The sequence below is a fragment of the Streptococcus sp. 1449 genome (genome assembly GCF_013276805.1).
GTDB lineage: Bacteria > Bacillota > Bacilli > Lactobacillales > Streptococcaceae > Streptococcus > Streptococcus pseudopneumoniae.
Window position 1 is genome coordinate 38206 of the sequence record NZ_VMLS01000046.1, and the last position, 21667, is coordinate 59872.

At 41.8% G+C, this 21667-nt stretch carries 17 protein-coding genes and 4 pseudogenes; 11 read left to right on the forward strand and 10 right to left on the reverse strand.

Annotated elements, in window-relative coordinates; translation table 11 throughout:
- Nucleotides 1-226 precede the first annotated feature (226 nt).
- Both HT687_RS08610 and HT687_RS11980 read right to left on the reverse strand, forming a co-directional pair.
- Nucleotides 227-856 (reverse strand): MBL fold metallo-hydrolase, encoded by a 630-nt coding sequence (locus HT687_RS08610; RefSeq protein ID WP_172924165.1) that lies wholly within the window; start codon nucleotides 854-856, stop codon nucleotides 227-229.
- A 463-nt stretch (nucleotides 857-1319) separates the two neighbouring features.
- Nucleotides 1320-1529 carry a hypothetical protein gene (locus HT687_RS11980; RefSeq protein WP_240152479.1) on the reverse strand — a complete coding sequence of 70 codons (210 nt, stop codon included), beginning with the start codon at nucleotides 1527-1529 and terminating at the stop codon, nucleotides 1320-1322.
- Nucleotides 1530-1819: 290 nt separating this feature from the next.
- Between HT687_RS11980 and HT687_RS08620 the strand changes: the two genes are divergently transcribed.
- On the forward strand, nucleotides 1820-4042 hold the full coding sequence (locus HT687_RS08620; protein WP_050207829.1) for a bifunctional (p)ppGpp synthetase/guanosine-3',5'-bis(diphosphate) 3'-pyrophosphohydrolase: 2223 nt from the start codon (nucleotides 1820-1822) through the stop codon (nucleotides 4040-4042).
- Between the two features lie 29 nt (nucleotides 4043-4071).
- Nucleotides 4072-4515 carry a D-aminoacyl-tRNA deacylase gene (gene dtd, locus HT687_RS08625; RefSeq protein WP_000691416.1) on the forward strand — a complete coding sequence of 148 codons (444 nt, stop codon included), beginning with the start codon at nucleotides 4072-4074 and terminating at the stop codon, nucleotides 4513-4515.
- A gap of 31 nt (nucleotides 4516-4546) precedes the next feature.
- Here dtd and HT687_RS08630 read toward each other — a convergent pair whose 3' ends face one another.
- Nucleotides 4547-4966, reverse strand: coding sequence for a hypothetical protein (locus tag HT687_RS08630; RefSeq protein WP_000789565.1), 420 nt, complete (start codon nucleotides 4964-4966; stop codon nucleotides 4547-4549).
- Between the two features lie 164 nt (nucleotides 4967-5130).
- Nucleotides 5131-5781 carry a metal-dependent transcriptional regulator gene (locus tag HT687_RS08635; protein WP_000188523.1) on the reverse strand — a complete coding sequence of 217 codons (651 nt, stop codon included), beginning with the start codon at nucleotides 5779-5781 and terminating at the stop codon, nucleotides 5131-5133.
- Between the two features lie 111 nt (nucleotides 5782-5892).
- Here HT687_RS08635 and HT687_RS08640 point away from each other — a divergent pair, with 111 nt between their 5' ends.
- A complete protein-coding gene (locus HT687_RS08640) occupies nucleotides 5893-6735 on the forward strand; it encodes a metallophosphoesterase family protein (protein WP_000160952.1) in 843 nt (280 codons plus the stop codon).
- A gap of 75 nt (nucleotides 6736-6810) precedes the next feature.
- Nucleotides 6811-7248 carry an Rrf2 family transcriptional regulator gene (locus HT687_RS08645; protein WP_001166799.1) on the forward strand — a complete coding sequence of 146 codons (438 nt, stop codon included), beginning with the start codon at nucleotides 6811-6813 and terminating at the stop codon, nucleotides 7246-7248.
- A gap of 208 nt (nucleotides 7249-7456) precedes the next feature.
- Here the strand turns inward: HT687_RS08645 and HT687_RS08650 are convergent, their stop codons facing one another.
- On the reverse strand, nucleotides 7457-8530 hold the full coding sequence (locus HT687_RS08650) for a DUF2974 domain-containing protein (protein WP_000181734.1): 1074 nt from the start codon (nucleotides 8528-8530) through the stop codon (nucleotides 7457-7459).
- 155 nt (nucleotides 8531-8685) lie between these two features.
- On the opposite strand from HT687_RS08650, the gene HT687_RS08655 reads away from it, so the two are divergent.
- Together HT687_RS08655 and HT687_RS08660 are read left to right on the forward strand one after the other, a co-directional pair.
- On the forward strand, nucleotides 8686-9363 hold the full coding sequence (locus HT687_RS08655) for a response regulator transcription factor (protein ID WP_000548991.1): 678 nt from the start codon (nucleotides 8686-8688) through the stop codon (nucleotides 9361-9363).
- Nucleotides 9356-10330 (forward strand): sensor histidine kinase, encoded by a 975-nt coding sequence (locus HT687_RS08660; protein WP_054393109.1) that lies wholly within the window; start codon nucleotides 9356-9358, stop codon nucleotides 10328-10330. Before HT687_RS08655 ends, HT687_RS08660 begins: the two co-directional genes overlap by 8 nt.
- Nucleotides 10331-10376: 46 nt before the next feature.
- On the opposite strand, the gene thrS is transcribed toward HT687_RS08660, so the two are convergent.
- The 3 genes and pseudogenes from thrS to HT687_RS11990 form a co-directional block, all read right to left on the reverse strand.
- Complete coding sequence (gene thrS, locus HT687_RS08665) at nucleotides 10377-12320, reverse strand: threonine--tRNA ligase (protein ID WP_050261660.1); 1944 nt, start codon at nucleotides 12318-12320, stop codon at nucleotides 10377-10379.
- A 57-nt stretch (nucleotides 12321-12377) separates the two neighbouring features.
- Nucleotides 12378-12701 (reverse strand): annotated as a pseudogene (locus tag HT687_RS12375) (MazG-like protein).
- Nucleotides 12702-12957: 256 nt separating this feature from the next.
- Nucleotides 12958-13317: pseudogene (locus tag HT687_RS11990) on the reverse strand (hypothetical protein).
- A 205-nt stretch (nucleotides 13318-13522) separates the two neighbouring features.
- Here HT687_RS11990 and rpsO point away from each other — a divergent pair.
- Both rpsO and HT687_RS08680 read left to right on the forward strand, forming a co-directional pair.
- A complete protein-coding gene (gene rpsO / locus HT687_RS08675) occupies nucleotides 13523-13792 on the forward strand; it encodes a 30S ribosomal protein S15 (protein WP_001018251.1) in 270 nt (89 codons plus the stop codon).
- 815 nt (nucleotides 13793-14607) lie between these two features.
- Nucleotides 14608-15222, forward strand: a complete 615-nt coding sequence (locus HT687_RS08680) for a CadD family cadmium resistance transporter (RefSeq protein ID WP_054393199.1) — start codon at nucleotides 14608-14610, stop codon at nucleotides 15220-15222.
- A 292-nt stretch (nucleotides 15223-15514) separates the two neighbouring features.
- Here HT687_RS08680 and HT687_RS08685 read toward each other — a convergent pair whose 3' ends face one another.
- Nucleotides 15515-16264: a 1-acyl-sn-glycerol-3-phosphate acyltransferase gene (locus HT687_RS08685; RefSeq protein WP_054393198.1), complete on the reverse strand. Its 750-nt coding sequence runs from the start codon at nucleotides 16262-16264 to the stop codon at nucleotides 15515-15517.
- A gap of 132 nt (nucleotides 16265-16396) precedes the next feature.
- On the opposite strand from HT687_RS08685, the gene HT687_RS08690 reads away from it, so the two are divergent.
- Nucleotides 16397-18733 carry a cation-translocating P-type ATPase gene (locus HT687_RS08690; protein WP_054393200.1) on the forward strand — a complete coding sequence of 779 codons (2337 nt, stop codon included), beginning with the start codon at nucleotides 16397-16399 and terminating at the stop codon, nucleotides 18731-18733.
- 561 nt (nucleotides 18734-19294) lie between these two features.
- Here HT687_RS08690 and HT687_RS08695 read toward each other — a convergent pair.
- Nucleotides 19295-20634, reverse strand: a pseudogene (locus tag HT687_RS08695) (IS1380 family transposase).
- A 381-nt stretch (nucleotides 20635-21015) separates the two neighbouring features.
- Between HT687_RS08695 and HT687_RS08705 the strand changes: the two are divergent.
- Both HT687_RS08705 and HT687_RS08710 read left to right on the forward strand, forming a co-directional pair.
- Nucleotides 21016-21207 (forward strand): helix-turn-helix transcriptional regulator, encoded by a 192-nt coding sequence (locus HT687_RS08705; protein WP_023934097.1) that lies wholly within the window; start codon nucleotides 21016-21018, stop codon nucleotides 21205-21207.
- A gap of 92 nt (nucleotides 21208-21299) precedes the next feature.
- A pseudogene (locus HT687_RS08710) lies at nucleotides 21300-21667 on the forward strand (IS630 family transposase); the annotation flags it as partial.

Here is a 21667-nt window from a genome sequence, read left to right on the forward strand (position 1 = left end):
AATATCAAATTTTCTACATCTGATATTATGCGTTTTTTATAATTCTAATACTCTTCGAAAATCTCTTCAAACCACGTCAGCTTCGCCTTGCCGTATGTATATGTTACNNTATCTGCAACCTCAAAGCTGTGCTTTGAGCAACCTGCGGCTAGTTTCCTAGTTTGCTCTTTGATTTTCATTGAGTATTAAATTGTGCTATCGATTGTCATCATCTGTCATCATCTTGCTAGAAAAAAGGATTGAAGGTTTTTTCGTGAGCGATAGTAGTAGCTGAACCATGTCCTGGATAGACATCGTAGTTTGGTAGGGTGAAGAGTTGGGTCTGGATACTATGAAGGAGTTGCTCTGTACTACCAGTCGGAAGATCCGTTCGTCCGATGGTTTCACGGAACAAAGCATCTCCTGTCAAGACTAGGTGAGCATTAGGGAAGACGATAGAAACACCACCGATAGAGTGTCCTGGTGTTGGCAAGACAGTGAAACGAAATTCCTCTAGTTGGTATTCTTCGTGAAAGATAAAAGTGTGTTCTGCAGGTTTTGTGACCACATCTGCCATATCATCGTGACGAGGGAGACCAGAGAGATTATCGGCAGGAGTGTAGAGCCAGCTGGCTTCACTCTCTGCGATATAGACAGGAGGATTGCCAAAAGTCTCGCGAACCAAGTCCAGACTCATGATATGGTCATAATGGGCGTGGGTCAAGAGAATAGCGCAGATAGGTTTGTTGAGGTTCTCGATTGTCTGACGAATGCCTTCCCAATGGCTACCAGGATCTACCACGATAAGGTGCTTTTCGCCCTCTAGGAAATAGGTATTTTCATAGGCAACAGGATTCACAGTTTTATGGATTTTCATTTTATCTCCAATCTCAAAGAATGTACTAAATTAAGTATAGCACAGTTAGGGAGAATAGGTAAGGATTTAGAATGAACTTAAAAACCAGCATGACTAGATGAAGACAGGCTGGTTCTCAATTTATCACTATTGGAAAGGTGTCAATTGCCCTTCATAGGTTGCATAAACTCCGTCACTAGCTTGTTTGATAGATGTGATGTTTAGAGTGCCACCGTAGTTGGCTTCTCATTTGTCGCTATATTCACTATACGTTATCCTATTGGGCAGGTTCTGGTCGTTAGCATAGTATTGAACGACTGTTTTTTTATAACTTTGCTGGCTGAATAGAAACAGGCAGCTAACTCCTAACACTAGGAGAGCAAAGATAGAAATAGCAGCTTTTTTCATAGGTGTTCTCCTTATAAACTAAAGGATAGAAGAAAGTATCTTGAGGATTTTTATACTCTTCGAAAATCTCTTCAAACTACGTCAGCGTCACCTTGCCGTATATATGGTTACTGACTTCGTCAGTTCTATCTGCAACCTCAAAACGGTGTTTTGAGCTGACTTCGTCAGTTCTATCCACAACCTCAAAACAGTGTTTTGAGCTGACTTCGTCAGTTCTATTTACAACCTCAAAGCGGTGCTTTGAGCAACCTGCGGCTAGTTTCCTAGTTTGCTCTTTGATTTTCATTGAGTATTAATTCCAAAATCCAGTCAAGGTACCAGTGTATGTGATACGTTTATCTTTCGTATCTTCAGGGAAATTGGGGAAGTCAAAAAGTCTTTGGGTTACAATATGGTTTCCGTTCTTCTATCTCTCCTTCTATCACCTAAGTTTAAAATCTAACTTCGTAGTATATTATGGACCAATAATTCAGAATTATCAAGCAATTCTGAATTATTTTTTTCTTATTCTGTTCCAATCTAGTTTTCATATTCTTAAAAAAGTGATAAAATGGTAGGAAGAATTGGAGAGTAGAGATGCCAAAAGAAGTGAATTTAACAGGCGAAGAAGTTGTCGCTTTAACCAAAGAATATTTAACGGAAGAGGATGTCCATTTTGTCCATAAGGCCTTGGTCTATGCGGTGGATTGTCATAGTGGTCAATACCGCAAATCAGGCGAGCCTTATATCATTCACCCTATTCAAGTGGCAGGTATTCTAGCCAAACTCAAGCTGGATGCTGTAACGGTAGCTTGTGGTTTCTTGCATGATGTGGTGGAAGATACAGATGCGACCTTGGACGATTTGGAAAGAGAGTTTGGTCCCGATGTGCGCGTGATTGTTGACGGAGTCACCAAGCTTGGCAAGGTCGAGTACAAGTCTCACGAAGAGCAGTTGGCTGAAAATCATCGCAAGATGCTCATGGCCATGTCTGAGGACATCCGCGTTATCTTGGTCAAACTGTCTGACCGCTTGCACAATATGCGAACCCTGAAACATCTTCGAAAAGACAAGCAGGAGCGCATTTCCAAAGAAACTATGGAAATCTATGCCCCACTTGCTCACCGTTTGGGGATTTCCAGTGTCAAATGGGAATTGGAAGACCTGTCTTTCCGTTATCTCAACCCGACAGAGTTTTACAAGATTACCAATATGATGAAGGAAAAGCGCAGAGAGCGTGAAGCCTTGGTGGATGAGGTAGTCACAAAATTAGAGGAGTATACGATAGATCGTCACTTGAAAGGGAAGATTTATGGTCGTCCCAAGCATATTTACTCAATTTTCCGCAAAATGCAGGACAAGAGAAAACGGTTTGAGGAAATCTATGACCTGATTGCCATTCGTTGTATTTTGGATACCCAAAGTGATGTTTATGCCATGCTTGGTTATGTGCATGAGCTTTGGAAACCCATGCCTGGTCGCTTTAAGGACTACATCGCTAACCGCAAGGCAAATGGTTACCAGTCTATCCATACGACTGTCTATGGGCCAAAAGGGCCGATTGAATTCCAAATTCGGACCAAGGCCATGCACGAGGTGGCTGAGTACGGGGTTGCGGCTCACTGGGCTTATAAGAAAGGCGTTAAGGGGCAGGTTAACAGCAAGGAGTCTGCTATTGGGATGAACTGGATCAAGGAGATGATGGAGCTTCAAGATCAGGCTGATGATGCCAAGGAATTTGTGGACTCTGTTAAGGAAAACTATCTGGCTGAGGAGATTTACGTCTTTACACCAGATGGAGCTGTCCGTTCTCTTCCAAAAGATTCAGGACCTATTGACTTTGCTTATGAAATCCATACTAAAGTCGGTGAAAAAGCGACTGGTGCCAAGGTCAACGGCCGTATGGTTCCACTGACAACCAAGCTCAAAACAGGGGATCAGGTTGAAATTGTCACCAACCCCAACTCCTTTGGACCTAGCCGCGACTGGCTCAATATGGTCAAGACCAGCAAGGCGCGCAACAAGATTCGTCAGTTTTTTAAAAACCAAGATAAGGAATTATCTGTTAATAAGGGTCGTGAAATGTTGATGACCCAGTTCCAAGAAAATGGTTATGTGGCCAATAAATTTATGGACAAGCGTCATATGGACCAAGTCCTGCAAAAGACCAGCTACAAGACAGAAGACTCCCTCTTTGCGGCCATTGGTTTTGGGGAAATCGGTGCTATTACTGTCTTTAATCGTCTGACTGAAAAGGAACGTCGTGAAGAAGAACGTGCCAAGGCCAAGGCTGAGGCAGAAGAACTTGTCAAAGGTGGCGAGGTCAAGGTTGAAAATAAAGAAACCCTCAAGGTCAAGCATGAAGGTGGTGTGGTCATTGAAGGTGCTTCTGGTCTCCTAGTGCGGATTGCCAAGTGTTGTAACCCCGTGCCTGGTGATGATATTGTCGGCTACATTACCAAGGGTCGTGGTGTGGCTATTCACCGTGTGGACTGTATGAACCTGCGCGCCCAAGAAAACTACGAGCAACGTCTCCTTGATGTGGAGTGGGAAGGTCAGTACTCTAGCTCAAATAAAGAGTATATGGCTCATATTGATATTTATGGCCTCAACCGTACAGGATTGTTGAACGATGTACTGCAAGTTCTCTCAAACACAACCAAGAATATTTCAACAGTCAATGCCCAACCAACCAAGGATATGAAATTTGCCAATATCCATGTGTCCTTTGGCATTACCAACCTCTCGACGCTGACTACGGTTGTGGACAAGATTAAGAGTGTGCCAGAAGTTTACTCTGTCAAACGAACCAACGGTTAATTGTCTGAGTTCTTACTAGAAAGGCTATTATGAAAATCATTATCCAACGTGTTAAAAAAGCCCAAGTCAGTATCGAAGGTCAGGTTCAGGGAAAAATCAATCAGGGGCTCTTATTGCTGGTTGGTGTTGGACCAGAGGACCAAGAGGAAGATTTGGACTATGCTGTGAGAAAACTGGTCAATATTCGGATTTTTTCAGATGCAGAAGGCAGGATGAACCTATCTGTCAAAGATATTGAAGGAGAAATCCTTTCTATTTCCCAGTTTACCCTCTTTGCGGATACCAAGAAAGGCAATCGTCCAGCCTTTACAGAAGCAGCCAAACCTGATATGGCATCAGACTTCTATGATGTTTTCAACCAAAAACTAGCGCAAGAAGTGCCTGTTCAGATAGGTATCTTTGGAGCGGATATGCAGGTTGAGCTGGTCAATGATGGGCCAGTTACCATTATCCTAGATACTAAAAATAGATAAGAAAGATCAAGCCCAGCCGGCTTGGTTTTTCTCATCTATCATAAAATACTCCAAAAGAAATCGGTGCTTGATAGGCTTGGGGAAAGTCTTGTTTCAGGATTTGGCAGGTGCGATAGGAAGGGATGAGATGTCCTAGGATGAGGAGAGTCCCCTGAAGGAAAAGTGGGGTACCACTTAAACATATCAAGGAGAGAATCATCAGGCTATCCCATAGGAGGATTTGTAAGGCAAATCGCCAGAATCTCGGTCTAATCTGGGAATAGAGTTGACTAAAGTGGTCACAAAGCTGGTTAGAAAGATAGGTCAATAGCACAGGATGAAAGAAAATGAGCCAACCGCTATAAATTAAAATCCAATCCCAAGTAAGCCCTTCTTTAAATGTCAAAAATGCCAGCATGATTCCATCAATGACAAGGAGTTGAATGGTTTTGATGTATATGATGTTTTTCATGATAAAACCTCCTTTTTTCCTCTGTTAGTGACGGAATAGTTTATATAATTATTATACAATATTTAGTTGGATTATGGAAGCGCTTACTATCGTTTTTGATATACAAAATAGATAAGAAAACCCTGAAAATCAAACTTTCAGGGTTGGTTGGGGTACTTGAGAAATTAGTTGATTTTCTCGACATAGAGTTGTTTGGCAATGTCCATATTCACTTGTAAATCATTGTTTTTATTAAGGATAGTGAAGGTGTTGCTGAAGCCATCAAACTGCTTGACTTGGAGCGAATCACCGATGTGAAGTGAGTGCTTATCCAAATAACTGAGAATGTCAAAGCTATCGTGCACCCGAGTCAGGCGGTAGGCGCCAGCTTCCTTGATGTCAGCTAGTGGCAGGTTATTGATTTCAACGAGGAGTTCTCCCTTGGCAGGAATAGTTCCTCCGTGGGGGCAGGTTTTAGGGAAACCTAGCAGTTTATCTAGTCTTTCCACGAACAGGTCAGAGACAGTGTGTTCCAAGACCTCAGCTTCCTCGTGAATCTGGTCACTTGTATAGTCTAAATGATGAACTAGAAAAACTTCAATCAAGCGGTGCTTACGATAGAGCTCAGAGACCAGTTTGAGGCCGAGGTCAGTCAGTAGATAGCCACATTCCTTGTCCTTTAGGATGAGGTTTTCACTCTTCATCCGTTTGATCATTTCAGTTACGGCAGGGGGAGAGACTTGCATGCGGGCAGCAATTTCCTTGTTGGTGATTTTATACAGGTCTATGCCAATTTCATAAATACATTTTAGATAATCTTCTTTATTTGGGGTCATTCGTTTCCTCTTGTCTAATATCTTTATCTAGTATATCAAAAAAAGCTAGATTTCTCTAGCTGTGACTTTTTATGTTATACTTATTGCAAGAGAAAAAACGAGGAGATGGATATGACGAAAATAGCTCTTCTTTCAGATATTCATGGAAATACCACTGCTTTAGAGGCTGTTTTGGCAGATGCTCGGCAGCTAGGAGTGGATGAATACTGGCTTTTGGGAGACATTCTCATGCCAGGGACAGGGCGTAGAAGGATTTTGGACTTGTTGGCTCAACTACCGATTACAGCTAGAGTTTTGGGAAACTGGGAAGACAGTCTTTGGCATGGTGTCCGCAAGGAATTGGATAGTACTCGTCCCAGTCAACGCTATCTCTTGCGCCAGTGCCAATATGTTTTAGAGGAAATTTCCCTAGAAGAAATCGAATTGCTCCACAATCAACCACTCCAGCTTCATCGTCAGTTTGGGGCTTTGACGGTGGGAATTAGCCATCATCTACCTGATAAGAATTGGGGGCGTGAGTTGATTCATACTGGAGCGCAAGAGGATTTTGACCGCTTGGTGACCAATCCACCTTGTGATATTGCTGTTTATGGTCATATTCACCAGCAGTTGCTTCGTTACGGTACTGGTGGGCAATTGATTGTTAATCCGGGTTCGATTGGGCAGCCTTTCTTTCTAGATGCTCAGTTGCGGAAGGACTTGCGGGCCCAGTATATGATTTTGGAGTTTGATGACAAGGGCTTGGTAGATATGAACTTCCGACGGGTAGACTACGATGTGGCAGCTGAATTGCAGCGGGCTAAAGACCTGAAACTTCCCTATTTTGAGGTTTATTATGAAAGTCTGGTCAATGGTATCCATCATACTCATAATCAGGAATTTCTGAGAGAATTGGCCCAGAAAGAGGGATACGATAGGGAGTTAGATGCCTGGTTGAAAGGTGGTAATGATTGACATTACAACTAAAAAGGGTATAATAAAAGAAAAAGAAGAGTAGAGGCAGGGATGTCTCGTAAAAAGGAGAAGAGCATGCAAATTCCAAGTAGATTTACCATTGCGACTCATATGCTGATAATCATTGCCCTCAAGGGGAAGGAAAGCAAGGTGACCAGTGATTTTTTAGCTGCTAGTGTCGGGGTCAATCCTGTCATTATCAGAAAAACCTTGTCCCAGTTGAAGAAGGCAGAGCTGATTTCAGTCGCGCGTGGAACAGGGGGGACAGAGATTGTCAAGGATCTCAAAGACATTAGTCTTTTAGATGTTTATCAGGCGGTGGAGTGTCTTGGTAAGACAGGCCAACTCTTTAGTTTCCATGACAATCCAAATCCAAATTGCCCAGTCGGAGCTCATATTCATGAGGTTTTGGATCAAAAATTGGAGAGAATCCAGCGAGCTATGGAGGCTGAACTTGGTCAGACCAGCCTAGAACAAGTCGTGGCCGATGCAGAGAGTCAGATGAAGGATTGATTTTTTCTTTAAAACAAGAAAAGCTTATGAGAAGGTTTTTATACTCAATGAAAATCAAAAAGCAAACTAGGAAGCTAGCCGCAGGTTGCTCAAAGCACTGCTTTGAGGTTGTAGATGAAACTGACGAAGTCAGTAACATATATACGGTAAGGCGACGCTGACATGGTTTGAAGAGATTTTCGAAGAGTATTACCTTTTCATAAGCTTTTTATCTATTCTTCCAGGCTTGGTAACGGGTATCAATCAATAATTGGGTAAGGCGTCCCATGGTTTCCCTTTCTTCTGGAGTGAGGGATTGAGCTTGGACAAAGAGATGATGAATGTGTTCAATAGCCTTAAAGGAAGACAGGTCATTGATGGAGCTAATTCCAGCAGCTAGAATGGTGCCAAAGAAGAGGTCGAAGTAGAGCTGAAGTTCTTCATCAGGGACTGTCGCTACCCATTCTTTAAAGGTTGTGTCTACCTGTTGACTATCACTATTGGTCTTATCCAGTTGGACGAAGTGCTTGTCCTCAATCTGCCAACTAAAGGTATCGTGCTGGGCGATGCCACCCAAGGCAGTGCTATGAACGATGATTTGGTGGGCAGGAATTTCCAGCATCCTACCGATAATGGAACCTTGTGGAATGAAGACCTTGGTTCTATCCATTATCCTTTGATAACCTTCGGTCTGTGTCAATTCTTGATGGAGACCAGGTGCATCAAATGTATAGACTTCGGTAATCTGATTTTGCAAGCTTTGCTCAATTTGACTAGCAGCATAGATAGCTAGATTTCCTCCCTTGGAATGCCCAGCTAGAATGACTTTTTTCCTAGGGTGGTGGACAAAAAAGTTCTCTAAATAGCATAGGGCGTGCTTTTGAGCAGGAATTTCCTTCATATAGGTCATGTGGAAATCTTCCTTCCAGCCAATGATACTGTCATCAGTCCCACGAAAGACAATCAGATAGGTATCGAGAGTGAGGCGGTAGGTCATAGCCGCAAATTGCTTTTGCAATTCAGGGTCGATGTCGTTGATAAAATGGGAGAGTTTGCAATTTTTGAAGCGCTTGTGTCGAGCTAATTCATCCAATAATTGGAGACGATTTTTACTGGTCAACATGCTGGACTCTCTTGGAACCTGAGGTGCCAAATCTAAAAGTCGCTGAGGAGTTGAGGAGACTAGATTATCAAAGGGAAGGTAGGTGGTTTCTGTTAAGGTTAGAATGTCTAATTCATTTAAAGGTAGGTCGTAAAAGGAATCATATGCGACAACTTTCAGGTAGTCAAAAATATTGGTCATAAGTGCTCCTTTCTTTTTATTTATCTTATCAAATTTCCCTCAAATTAGCTAGTAGGATTGCCTGTCTCTGCTGGTTAAAAACAAGCTATTTCAAATTCAGTTTCAGACCTTCGAGCATGGAAAAATCTGTTATAATAATAGAAAAGGAGGAGCGCATGCACAAGATTTTACTAGTAGAAGATGATCAGGTTATTCGTCAACAGGTCGGGAAAATGCTCTCTGAATGGGGATTTGAAGTGGTTTTGGTAGAAGACTTTATGGAAGTTTTGAGTCTATTTGTTCAGTCGGAACCTCATCTGGTCCTCATGGATATTGGGCTGCCTTTGTTTAATGGCTATCACTGGTGTCAGGAAATTCGTAAGATTTCCAAGGTTCCCATCATGTTTCTGTCTTCGAGAGACCAGGCTATGGATATTGTCATGGCAATCAATATGGGGGCGGATGACTTTGTGACCAAACCTTTTGACCAGCAGGTTCTTTTAGCCAAGGTTCAGGGCTTGCTGCGTCGTTCCTATGAGTTCGGGCGTGACGAGAGTTTACTGGAATATGCTGGTGTTATCCTCAATACCAAATCCATGGATTTACATTATCAAGGGCAAGTCTTGAATTTGACCAAGAACGAATTCCAGATTTTACGCGTGTTATTTGAGCATGCAGGCAATATTGTAGCGCGTGACGACCTCATGCGGGAACTTTGGAACAGTGACTTTTTCATTGATGATAATACCCTCTCTGTCAATGTGGCTCGTTTGCGTAAAAAATTGGAAGAGCAGGGCTTGGTAGGATTTATCGAGACCAAGAAAGGGATAGGGTACGGACTGAAGCATGCTTGATTGGAAACAATTTTTTCTAGCCTATCTGCGCTCCCGTAGTCGTCTGTTTGTCTATCTGCTTGCTTTAGCATTTCTGATTTTGCTCTTTCAGTTTTTATTTGCCAGTTTGGGAACTTACTTTCTCTACTTTTTCCTCTTGTGTTGCTTTGTAACCATCTTATTTTTCACTTGGGACATATTGGTGGAAACGCAGGTCTATCGTCAGGAAATTCTCTATGGGGAGAGGGAAGCTCAGTCTCCTTTGGAAAGAGCCTTGGCTGAAAAATTAGAAGCGCGTGAGATGGAACTCTATCAGCAGAGGTCTGACGCAGAAAGAAAACTGACGGATTTGCTGGATTACTATACCTTGTGGGCCCATCAGATTAAGACCCCCATTGCAGCCAGTCAACTCTTAGTTGCAGAAGTGGTCGACCGCCAACTGAAGCAGCAATTAGAACAGGAAATTTTCAAGATTGACTCCTATACCAATTTAGTTTTACAGTACCTGCGTTTAGAAAGTTTTCATGATGATTTGGTCTTAAAGCAGGTTCAAATTGAGGACTTGGTCAAGGAAATAATTCGTAAATACGCTCTTTTCTTTATTCAAAAAGGCCTAAATGTCAATCTACATGACCTTGATAAAGAAATCGTGACGGATAAAAAGTGGCTGCTAGTGGTTATTGAGCAAATTATCTCAAATAGTCTCAAGTACACTAAGGAAGGTGGTCTGGAGATTTATATGGAGGGGCAAGAGCTTTGTATCAAGGATACGGGAATCGGGATAAAAAACAGTGATGTCCTCCGAGTCTTTGAACGTGGATTTTCAGGATATAATGGACGCCTAACCCAGCAGTCATCTGGCCTTGGCCTTTACCTATCTAAGAAAATTTCTGAAGAACTGGGGCACGAGATTCGTATCGAGTCTGAGGTCGGAAAAGGAACGATAGCGCGGATTCAGTTTGCTCAAGTGAACCTAGTCCTTGAGTGAGAATAGACGAAAAAGCCTCCGGACTGGAGGCTTTTATGCTAGGTTCTTATTTCTCAACGCGTGATTTGTTGGCTATATCAGCTAGGATAGCTCCAACAAAATCATCAACTGAGACAGTTTGTGTTTCTTTTTGGCCATAGCGACGAACGTTAACAGTTCCGTCTTCCATTTCCTTGTCTCCAACAATCAATTGGTAAGGAATCTTGCTGGTTTGTGAAGCACGGATCTTGAACTGCATTTTTTCATTGCGCTCATCTACGTCTGCACGGACACCGCGGTCACGGAGTTTCTTGGCCACTTCCCAAGCGTAGTCCACGTGTTTTTCGTTAGATACTGGGATGAGGGTTACTTGGTGTGGTGCAAGCCATGTTGGGAAGGCACCCTTGTAGTTCTCAATCAAGATAGCTGTGAAGCGTTCCATAGTTGAGATAACCCCACGGTGAATCATAACTGGACGGTGTTCTTCGCCATCAGCTCCGATGTATTTAAGGTCGAAGCGTTCTGGAAGTAAGAAGTCAAGTTGGATAGTAGAAAGAGTTTCTTCTTTTCCAAGAGCAGTTTTAACCTGGATATCCAATTTTGGTCCGTAGAAGGCTGCTTCGCCTTCGGCTTCAAAGTAGTCCACACCCATTTCATCAAGGGCTGCACGAAGCATGGTTTGGGCATTTTCCCACATCTCATCGTTGTCAAAGTACTTGTGAGTATCTTGAGGGTCGCGAAGAGAGAGACGGAAGCGGTAGTCAGTCAAGTTGAAGTCTTCATAAACATCGATAATCAACTGAAGGGCACGTTGGAATTCTTCTTGGATTTGTTCTGGAGTAACGAAAAGGTGACCGTCGTTGAGAGACATTTCACGCACACGTTGAAGACCAGTGAGGGCACCAGATTTTTCATAACGGTGCATCATACCGATTTCAGCGATACGGATTGGCAACTCACGGTAAGAGTGAACATGGTGTTTGAAGACTTGGATGTGGTGTGGGCAGTTCATTGGACGAAGGACAAATTCTTCCCCGTCACCCATGTCCATAGTTGGGAATATGTCTTCTTGGTAATGATCCCAGTGACCAGAAGTCTTGTAAAGTTCAACAGAAGCAAGTGGTGGAGTATAAACGTGTTGGTATCCAGAAGCCAACTCTTTGTCAACGATGTAGCGTTCCAACTCACGACGAATAGTCGCACCATTTGGCAACCAGAATGGAAGTCCTTGTCCCACTTCTTGTGAAATCATAAAGAGGTCAAGCTCTTTACCAAGTTTACGGTGGTCACGTTCCTTAGCTTCTTCACGCATTTGAAGGTAGTTTTTCAAGTCTTTCTTATCAAACCAAGCTGTCCCGTAGATACGTTGCATCATAGCGTTGTCGCTATTTCCACGCCAGTAAGCACCAGCTACATGGAGAAGGTGGAAGATTTGGATACGACCTGTTGATGGAACGTGAGGTCCACGGCAGAGGTCTACATATTCACCCTGACGATAGATAGTCAAACCGCCTTCGTCTTCTGAGTGTTCTTCAATCAATTCCAACTTGTAAGGGTCATTTTTGAAGATTTCACGTGCCTCGTCTTTAGTCACTTCTTCACGAATAGATGGGAAGTTTTCTTTGACGATTTTTTGCATTTCTTCTTCGATACGAGGAAGGTCTTCGTTAGAGATTTGACCAGCTGTGTTGTCAGTATCGTAGTAGAAACCATCTTCGATGGCTGGACCAACTCCCAAGTGAATGTCTGGGAAAAGACGACGAGCTGCTTGGGCGAACAAGTGAGCTGCTGAGTGACGCAAGATTGGAAGGGCATCTTCGTGATCAGGTGTTACAATTTCGATGCTTCCATCTTCAGTGATAGCACGAGTAGTGTCGATGAGTTTGCCGTTGAATTTACCAGCCAAGGCTTTTTTAGCTAGGGAATTGCTGATAGATTGGGCAATTTCAAAAGTTGTAACGCCAGATTCGAATTCACGAACAGCGCCATCTGGGAAAGTAATGTTAATCATGATGTTCTCCTTTTTTATTATTTCATAGTTTCTAAGCATTGATTTTTTATCAGCAGACTACTTCCAAGTCCTAACGTTCAATTGCTTTTCTTTATCAGAGAGGAAGTTTTCCATTTCCGTCAGAATATCTATATCCAAACGTTGAGAAAGTTCTAATAGTCACCAGATATTTTCTGAAAGTTTTTGTTCCAGTGTGTAGGGTGTTTCATCATAGTAGCGTCCTTGTTTTGTCATCACCAGTCGTTGGAAATTTCCAATATCATTAGATAAAGCCAAGAGGTCTTCTTCTACCGTCCACTTGGAATCATGATGCTTAACTTCCAGTTCGTTATAAGCTTGTCGGATTGCCCAACTGCGCTCCACTAATTCTTGCAACTCCATAATTAGTATCCTAATAAAAAAATGCGACATCCTCGAAAGGACGTCGCAACGTGGTTCCACCTTCATTTATGTACCTCAAAAGAGAGGGACACCTCTGATTGGCTCTAACGTGGCCACCGTTTTATGTTTTCATAAAAAACTCAAGAGTAGTATCAGTATAGTCTTTCTATGCGTTCTCAGCAACCACGCACTCTCTAGTAGAAAGGGACTAAGTGACTTGTCTCTATGGATTATTATAGCATGATTGTGAGATTTTTCAAGGATTTTGTGAAAGTTTTTTGTTTTTTATTTTTGCAGAATATGCTTGATACCAATACCGGAAGCCATGCCGACCAGAGCAAAGGTTTCATAGGCTAAAAAGTAGACAATGCTAAAATCGTGGAAAGAAATGATAGTAAAGCAAAAGAGCAATCCAATGTCAAAAGGGAAAAAGGGAAGCGGTAACCGTAAAGAAGAGAAACGATGAAGGTTACTAACGGAGAAAAGATAAAGATATTTAGAAGATGAGTCCTAGCAGATTGGGACCGGATGAGAGCAGTGAAAATAATTCATAAAGAGGCCAATAAAAGAAAAAGATGACCAGATAGTGGGGGAGATGGGAATAGAATCTAGGCATGATAATCAGCTCGTTTTAAAAAAACAGACAACTTAAATCTCTTGCTATGATTATTATAGCATGTTTAAAACAAGAAAGTAAATCTGTTGACAAAGAAGTTAGTTATTGGTAGAATAGGGATTGTCGTAAAGACAAATAACTTCTTCTTGGTTACAGGCATGCCAACCTGTCACTCGGATGAAGCCAAATAAAAAGGAGAAACATCATGGCAATCTCAAAAGAGAAAAAAAATGAAATCATTGCACAATATGCACGTCACGAAGGTGATACAGGTTCAGTAGAGGTTCAAGTTGCTGTCCTTACTTGGGAAATCAACCACCTTAACGAACACATCAAACAACACAAAAAAGACCACGCTACTTACCGTGGACTGATGAAAAAAATCGGTCGCCGTCGTAACTTGCTTGCATACTTGCGTAAAAACGACGTTAACCGTTACCGTGAGTTGATCAACTCTCTAGGACTTCGTCGCTAATTCAAGATACAAAGGCCGTCAAAAGCACAAAGCAAAAATAGGAAAATTGACGAAGAAACTTCAGTTTCTAGGAGATTTTATCTTTTTTGCCAAGTGCTTAGGCCGTGTTCAATTGAGCATATCTTGATAATAAAGCTACTCTAAATTGGGTAGCTTTTTTGCGTTGTCACCTTACCTCGCTATACTCAAGTATAATCTTCGGTTACGGTTCCTAACACTGTAAGGTAAAATAAACTAGCTTTTCTCCCTTCGGGGAGATTTTTTTTGTTTCACTGAAAGTTTCGTACAATCTTCGCCTCGTCGCCTAGCCTATAAACGGTTTATCTAGCAAGAATCATGATGCTAAGGGTGTCAAAAATCCGTATGAAAATAGGGAAATGACACAGTGTTCGATGAACACAAGGAGTTTCATCTTTTCCACTAAGATTTTAGCCCGGGCTCAAATCAGCTCTCTGACTTCAGAGGGCTTTTTTATTGAGGTTTTATCGGTCACAATTTTGGAGACTACAAAAACCTCAAATGGTATCAGCTAATTACACCATAAAGGTGCGCAGCTACTCGGCTTGAAAAGTCGAGTAGGTGTCTGCAAGCCCCCTCGGAGAGCCCACACTTTACGAAGTAAAGTATAATATGTTATACTTTACATGGAAGTAGTCACTGAATTCCAGTTAGAAATTACTTTGTAACTACGTTTTGAGGAGGAGTAAAATGCTTTCCTACGTTCGACATTACCCACTAGCGATAGCTAAATTAATGTGTCTGTGCTCTCCTAAAATCTGCTGATTTATTACTGACTAATACAGGAGGTTTTTTTTATGGGACAGACAATCATATCTGCTATTGGTGTTTATATTTCCACCAGTATCGATTATTTAATTATTTTAATTATTTTATTTGCACAGCTATCACAGAATAAACAGAAATGGCATATTTATGCGGGGCAATATCTAGGCACAGGCTTACTTGTAGGGGCGAGTTTAGTTGCTGCTTATGTCGTTAATTTCGTGCCTGAAGAATGGATGGTTGGATTGCTTGGTTTAATCCCTATCTATTTAGGGATTCGCTTTGCAATTGTTGGAGAAGATGCGGAAGAAGAAGAGGAAGAAATTATTGAAAGATTAGAACAAAGCAAGGCAAATCAACTGTTTTGGACAGTTACATTGCTGACAATTGCGTCTGGCGGAGATAATTTAGGTATCTATATACCTTATTTTGCTTCGTTAGATTGGTCACAGACCCTCGTGGCCTTGCTTGTGCTTGTAATCGGCATAATTATCTTTTGCGAGATTAGTCGGGTGTTATCCTCTATTCCGTTACTATTCGAGACAATTGAAAAATACGAGCGAATCATTGTGCCCTTAGTATTCATTCTACTTGGACTATACATCATGTATGAAAATGGCACGATAGAGACTTTTCTGATCGTGTAGATTTTTTTGTTTCACTAGGATTTTAGCCCGAGCTCAAATCAGCTCTCTGATTTTCAGAGGGCTTTTTCATTGAGTATAAATGGACAAATCTTAACGTTACTCTATTGTAGAGTGGCTTTTGATTTGATTAGGAGATTCTTATAAATATAGTAAAATGAAATAAGAATAGGACAAATCGATCAGGACAGTCAAATCGATTTCTAAAAATGTTTTAGAAGTAGAGGTGTACTATTCTAGTTTCAATCTACTATATAAATGAAAACCTTAGCTGTTTGGCCAAGGTTCATTTCTTCTATGCAAGTTCTTCTCTTTTCTTATCTGGGTTCCAGATGAAGCTTGCGATAAAGCTAAAGATGATGGTTAGGATAGCGAGGATAATAGCAAGGATGAGGGCAGGAATGCGGATAAACCACCAGAGTGGATTTGGTTTTTTATCATTGTGCCATTGTTTCGTTTCTTCGTCCAGACGTTGGAATTCTGTTTGAATACGATTGGCGACTGTTTCAATGCCTTCATCATTCATTTTCTTGATATCTGAGATATCGATTGGATTTCCAAAGTTCATATCGACACGTTCACGGCTAATCAAGCCCTTCAAAGTCATGGGACCGGTGTAGGTAACCGGCATGATACGGACCTTGGCCATTTTGGCAATCAGAGCTACGCCCCCCTTGACATCGTTTGAGTGACGGCTCCCACTTGGAAACATGATGAGAGAGCGGTCACTTTTTTTGAGAACATTGATAGGGTATTTGATGGCTGAGGCGCTAGGATTTTCACGGTCGATAGGAAAGGCGCCACACATACGAATCCACCAGCCAAAGATACGGTTGGTAAAGAGTTCTTTTTTTGCCATAAAGATAAACTGTTTTGGCTTGGTCGCAAAGGCCATATAAACTGGATCCCACCAAGTGCGGTGAGGCGCAACCAAAATATAATTTTCATCTTGATTAGGAATTTTATCAGTATTATGATAGTGGGCATTGCCATTGATGGACCATAAGAGCAATACAACTAATCCACGCAAATAAGTATAAAACATGCGATCTCCTTCGATTGTTTTCTTGTTATTATTATACCTTATCAAAGGAGGGCTGGCAAACTTTTCCCTTGACTAGATGCATATTTGGGATGAGATTAGAATTCTTTTAGAAAAAATGATATGATAGAATTTATGGATAAAAATAAGATTATGGGATTAACCCAAAGAGAAGTCAAGGAAAGACAGACTAAGGGCTTGGTCAATGATTTTACTGCTTCGGCCAGTACCAGCACTTGGCAAATCATCAAACGAAATGTCTTTACCCTTTTTAACGCTTTGAACTTTGCCATTGCTTTGGCCCTTGCCTTTGTGCAGGCTTGGAGCAATCTGGTCTTCTTTGCTGTTATCTGCTTTAACGCTTTTTCTGGAATTGTGACCGAGCTACGGGCCAAACACATGGTGGACAGGCTCAATCTCATGACCAAGGAAAAGGTCAAGACTATTCGTGATGGCCAAGAAGTGGCTCTGAATCCTGAAGAATTGGTGTTAGGAGATGTCATTCGTCTGTCTGCTGGAGAGCAGATTCCCAGTGATGCCTTAGTTTTGGAAGGCTTTGCGGAAGTCAATGAAGCCATGTTGACGGGGGAAAGTGATTTGGTACAAAAGGAAGTGGATGCCTTGCTTTTGTCAGGAAGTTTCTTAGCCAGTGGGGCAGTTTCAGCTCAAGTTCACCATGTTGGATCTGAGAACTATGCTGCCAAACTCATGCTGGAAGCCAAGACCGTTAAACCCATCAACTCTCGTATCATGAAATCGCTGGACAAGCTAGCTGGTTTTACTGGGAAGATTATCATTCCTTTTGGTCTAGCTCTCTTGCTAGAAGCCTTGCTTTTAAAAGGCCTGCCTCTCAAGTCTTCCGTTGTAAACTCGTCGACAGCACTTCTGGGAATGTTGCCCAAGGGAATTGCCCTTTTGACCATTACTTCGCTCTTGGCTGCAGTGATTAAGCTGGGCTTGAAAAAGGTCTTGGTGCAGGAGATGTACTCTGTTGAGACCTTGGCGCGCGTGGATATGCTCTGTCTGGACAAGACGGGTACCATCACTCAAGGAAAGATGCAGGTGGAGGCTGTTCTTCCTTTGACCGAAGAGTATGGAGAGTCAGCGCTTGCTAGCATCTTGGCCAGCTATATGGCTCATAGTGAGGATAAGAATCCAACTGCCCAAGCCATTCGACAGCGTTTTGTGGGAGAAGTTACTTATCCTATGATTTCCAAGCTTCCCTTCTCCAGCGACCGCAAGTGGGGAGCCATGGAGTTAGAATGTTTGGGGACAGTTTTCTTAGGGGCACCTGAGATGTTGCTGGACTCTGAAGTCCCAGAAGCCAGAGAGGCCTTGGAGAGAGGTTCACGTGTCTTGGTCTTAGCTCTCAGTCAGGAGAAATTAGACCATCACAAACCACAGAAACCTTCTGATATTCAGGCTCTGGCCTTGTTGGAAATCTTGGACCCTATTCGAGAGGGAGCAGCAGAGACGCTGGACTATCTCCGTTCTCAGGAAGTGGGCCTCAAGATTATCTCTGGTGACAATCCCGTTACGGTGTCCAGCATTGCCCAGAAGGCTGGTTTTGCGGACTACCATAGCTATGTAGATTGTTCGAAAATCATCGATGAGGAATTGATGGCCATGGCGGAGGAGACAGCTATTTTCGGACGTGTTTCCCCTCATCAAAAGAAACTCATCATCCAAACGTTGAAAAAAGCGGGTCATACAACGGCTATGACAGGGGACGGGGTTAATGATATCTTGGCCCTTCGTGAGGCGGATTGTTCTATCGTGATGGCGGAGGGGGATCCAGCAACCCGTCAGATTGCCAATCTGGTTCTCTTGAACTCAGACTTTAATGATGTTCCTGAGATTCTCTTCGAGGGTCGTCGCGTGGTCAATAACATTGCCCATATCGCCCCGATTTTCTTGATAAAGACCATCTATTCCTTCCTGTTAGCAGTCATCTGTATTGCCAGTGCTTTACTAGGTCGGTCAGAGTGGATTTTGATTTTCCCCTTCATTCCGATCCAGATTACCATGATTGACCAGTTTGTGGAAGGTTTCCCACCATTCGTTCTGACTTTTGAGCGAAATATCAAACCTGTTGAGCCAAACTTCCTCAGAAGATCCATGCTTCGTGCCCTACCAAGCGCTCTCATGGTCGTGTTCAGCGTTCTTTTTGTGAAAATGTTTGGAAGTAGCCAAGGTTGGTCTGAGTTAGAAATCTCAACCCTCCTCTATTATCTACTTGGGTCTATCGGTTTCTTATCTGTATTTAGAGCCTGCATGCCATTTACCCTCTGGCGTGTCCTCTTGATTGTTTGGTCAGTAGGAGGCTTCCTAGCTACAGCTCTCTTCCCAAGAATTCAAAAATTACTTGAAATTTCGACCTTAACAGGACAAACATTACCTGTTTATGGTGTCATGATGTTGGTCTTTACCGTGATTTTCATCCTGACTAGTCGCTATCAAGGCAGAAAATAAAGAAAGGCTGCAATCTGTGGATTGCAGTTTTTTTATACGACGAGTCTATCGTATAGTGGATTGAATCTGGAATAGGACATCATAGCTACTAAAACATTTCTAATACTCTTCGAAAATCTCTTCAAACCACGTCAACGTCGCCTTACCGTACTCAAGTACGGCCTGCGGCTAGTTTCCTAGTTTGCTCTTTGATTTTCATTGAGTATAAAAATTAATTTGCCTTTCCTAATCGATTTGTTCATATATTATTTTAATATACTATAAATCTGATGTGCAAGGCCTACGTGTCTATTATCTATCGGTGAACCCAAGAGCGACCCTCAAGACTGTTTGTATTGAGGTAGCAGCTTCAAATGTATGTGGCTAGACTATTTGAAGTATGACGCAAGAAACAATACTCTTCGAAAATCACCAGAAAAGCTAGTTAAACTACTATCCTTCTGGTGATTTTGCTTAATTTCTGATGTTCGAGACATGATTGAGGAGATTTGTCTTGATTTTTTCCTAAAAAAGGGCAGACTCCTCCCTTGGTTTGATGCTCGATTTTTAAAATAAGGTGACTTATTCTGTTAGGCATGTTTTCCCCTGCTCTCTAGCTCTATATGGAACAGGGAGTATCAGATTTATCTGGCAGATTGTATCAAATAAGGCTTGAAACTGTTTTGAATAGGCGTATAGACTTGAGAATTTGAGAATATGTCGTCTAGCAGTAGAGACATATTTTCGGCAATATGAAGGAAGAGAGGTCGAAAACGCTTGATAGTCAAGGCCTTTACTTCATCACCAGCTAGCTGCTTTAAAAAGAGGTAGAGATTATAAGCCAGATAGCCCATCATCATACGTACTTCATTCTTAACCATGGTCGAACTATCTGTCTTATCCCCAAAGAATCCTGCTTTCCTTTCTTTGATAAAGTTTTCAGCATTCCCTCGTTCACGATAGAATTGAAACAGCTCCTCACTATCTACACTGCTTAAATTGGTTACAAGAGAGACCACATCATAGAACAATTCCCCTTCCTGTCTTTGGGAAAATTGGCAAACACGACGTGGCTGGCGCCAAGAATCGGCTTTATAAAGGGACTCTGAATAGGAAGAATGAGGTAAAATACTCAAATCCTCTGAACAAGGCAAGGTTAAATCTCCCAAGCGACTCAGAACAGCGTTCCTTTTCAGTTTGGTCAAATAGGCATGACCTCTATCTTCCAGTAAATCATAGAGTTTTGGGCTCACAAAACCGCTATCCATACGAAAAATCAGATGGTCAAACTGCTCTAAAATGGGGTGAATAAGGGCATCTGCTCCTTCTGAACAATAGCGATTTCCAGAACGTAACTGGGCATTCAGACAATAGCCAGTCTGGCTTTCAAAGGCATAAAGGGGATGATAAGCTGTCACCTGATAATGAGCATTATAGTCGGCTCCCTCTTGATGCCCATAAGTGGTAAAATGAGTGGAATCCACATCAACGATAAGACTGGGTTGGCTTTGCATTTGTAAAAAGAGTTGAACCAGTTCAAAGTTTAGTCTTCGCAAGCTCCCAACAGTTGCTTCTGTTGAACGTGACAGAAAGCGAGACAAGGTTGGTTGAGACGCAACTTGTCCAGTTTCCAACAGTTTTGGAAAATAAGCATCTGATTTTAATTTCTTACAGGCATAGTCTATGTCATAGCCTGTAAGGATTTGAAAGAGAAATTGGATGACAATATCGGCATCCGAATAGTGATAATAGCGTCGTTTATCATCGCTCACAAGATGTTTTGAAATAGTTTCTTTTAGATTCAACTTTGTGAAGAGTTCTTTGAAGAGCAGAAGACCAGCTTGATTGGTCAGATTTCCACCATCGAAAGAAAAGTGTGATAAAGTATTGTTTTTCGTAGATTTATTTTATATACTGGTCATTGGAATTTCCTTTGTTTTGATTTTGTTTTCGATTATATCATAAAGGAGAAACTCCCTTTTGTCCAGTAAAAACAGCACCCAATGGGTGAAAAGAGAAAGCACCTAGAATCCTCGGTTTCATATCGATTCTGGATGCTTTTTGTGTTAGGTGTGAATAATTGGGGGAGAAAGAGATTGAAGATTGTCAAAAACAGATGAATGAATATATAGACGAGTATGAACATCAAGTGAGGAGATTGGAGAAATTAGTTAACACTATAAATTTTGCAATTGATAGTAAAGAGAGAGGCTTCAACATCCCATTAGAGTAATTTAAATGTATTTTAATTGTTACAGAAATCGTGATAAAATGATTAGCAGTAGTAGATTGGAGGAAATAGTGTGGGAAGCTTATTAGCTACTCGAATTAAGAGCAGAAGAAAAGAATTGAAATTATCTCAGAAAGAGTTAGCTGAAGGAATTTGTAAGCAAGGTCAGATTAGTCGTTTGGAGAACGGAGAATATACTCCAGGTTCAGAATTATTGCATCAACTAGCTAAAAGACTTAGTGTTAGTATGGATTATTTTTTTTGACGAGCAAATTTTGAATGAGAGTACAGAACTTATTGAGTTTAAAAAAATAGTTATAGTTGCTTAGTTTCAAACAAGCATGTTATAATAAAGCTATGGCATATAGTACAGATTTTAAACAGCGAGCATTAGATTACATCAAAGAGGGGAACAGCCATGTCGAGGCAGCCAAGGTTTTTGATGTCGGCGTCAGAACTCTCTTCACGTGGGAAAAGAACTTACGTGAACAAGGACACTTAGAGAGGAAAAAGCGAGTCGTCAAAAACCGAAAGATTCCTTTAGAGGAATTGAAATCCTTTGTAGAGGCTCATCCAGATGCTTTTTTACGGGAAATTGCGGCACATTTTGATTGTGCTGTCCCTTCAGTATGGGCAGCTTTAAAGCAGATGAAGGTCACTTCAAAAAAAGATGACGAGCTTTAAGGAACAAGACCCAGAGAAAGTCTCTGAGTTTCTTGATATTT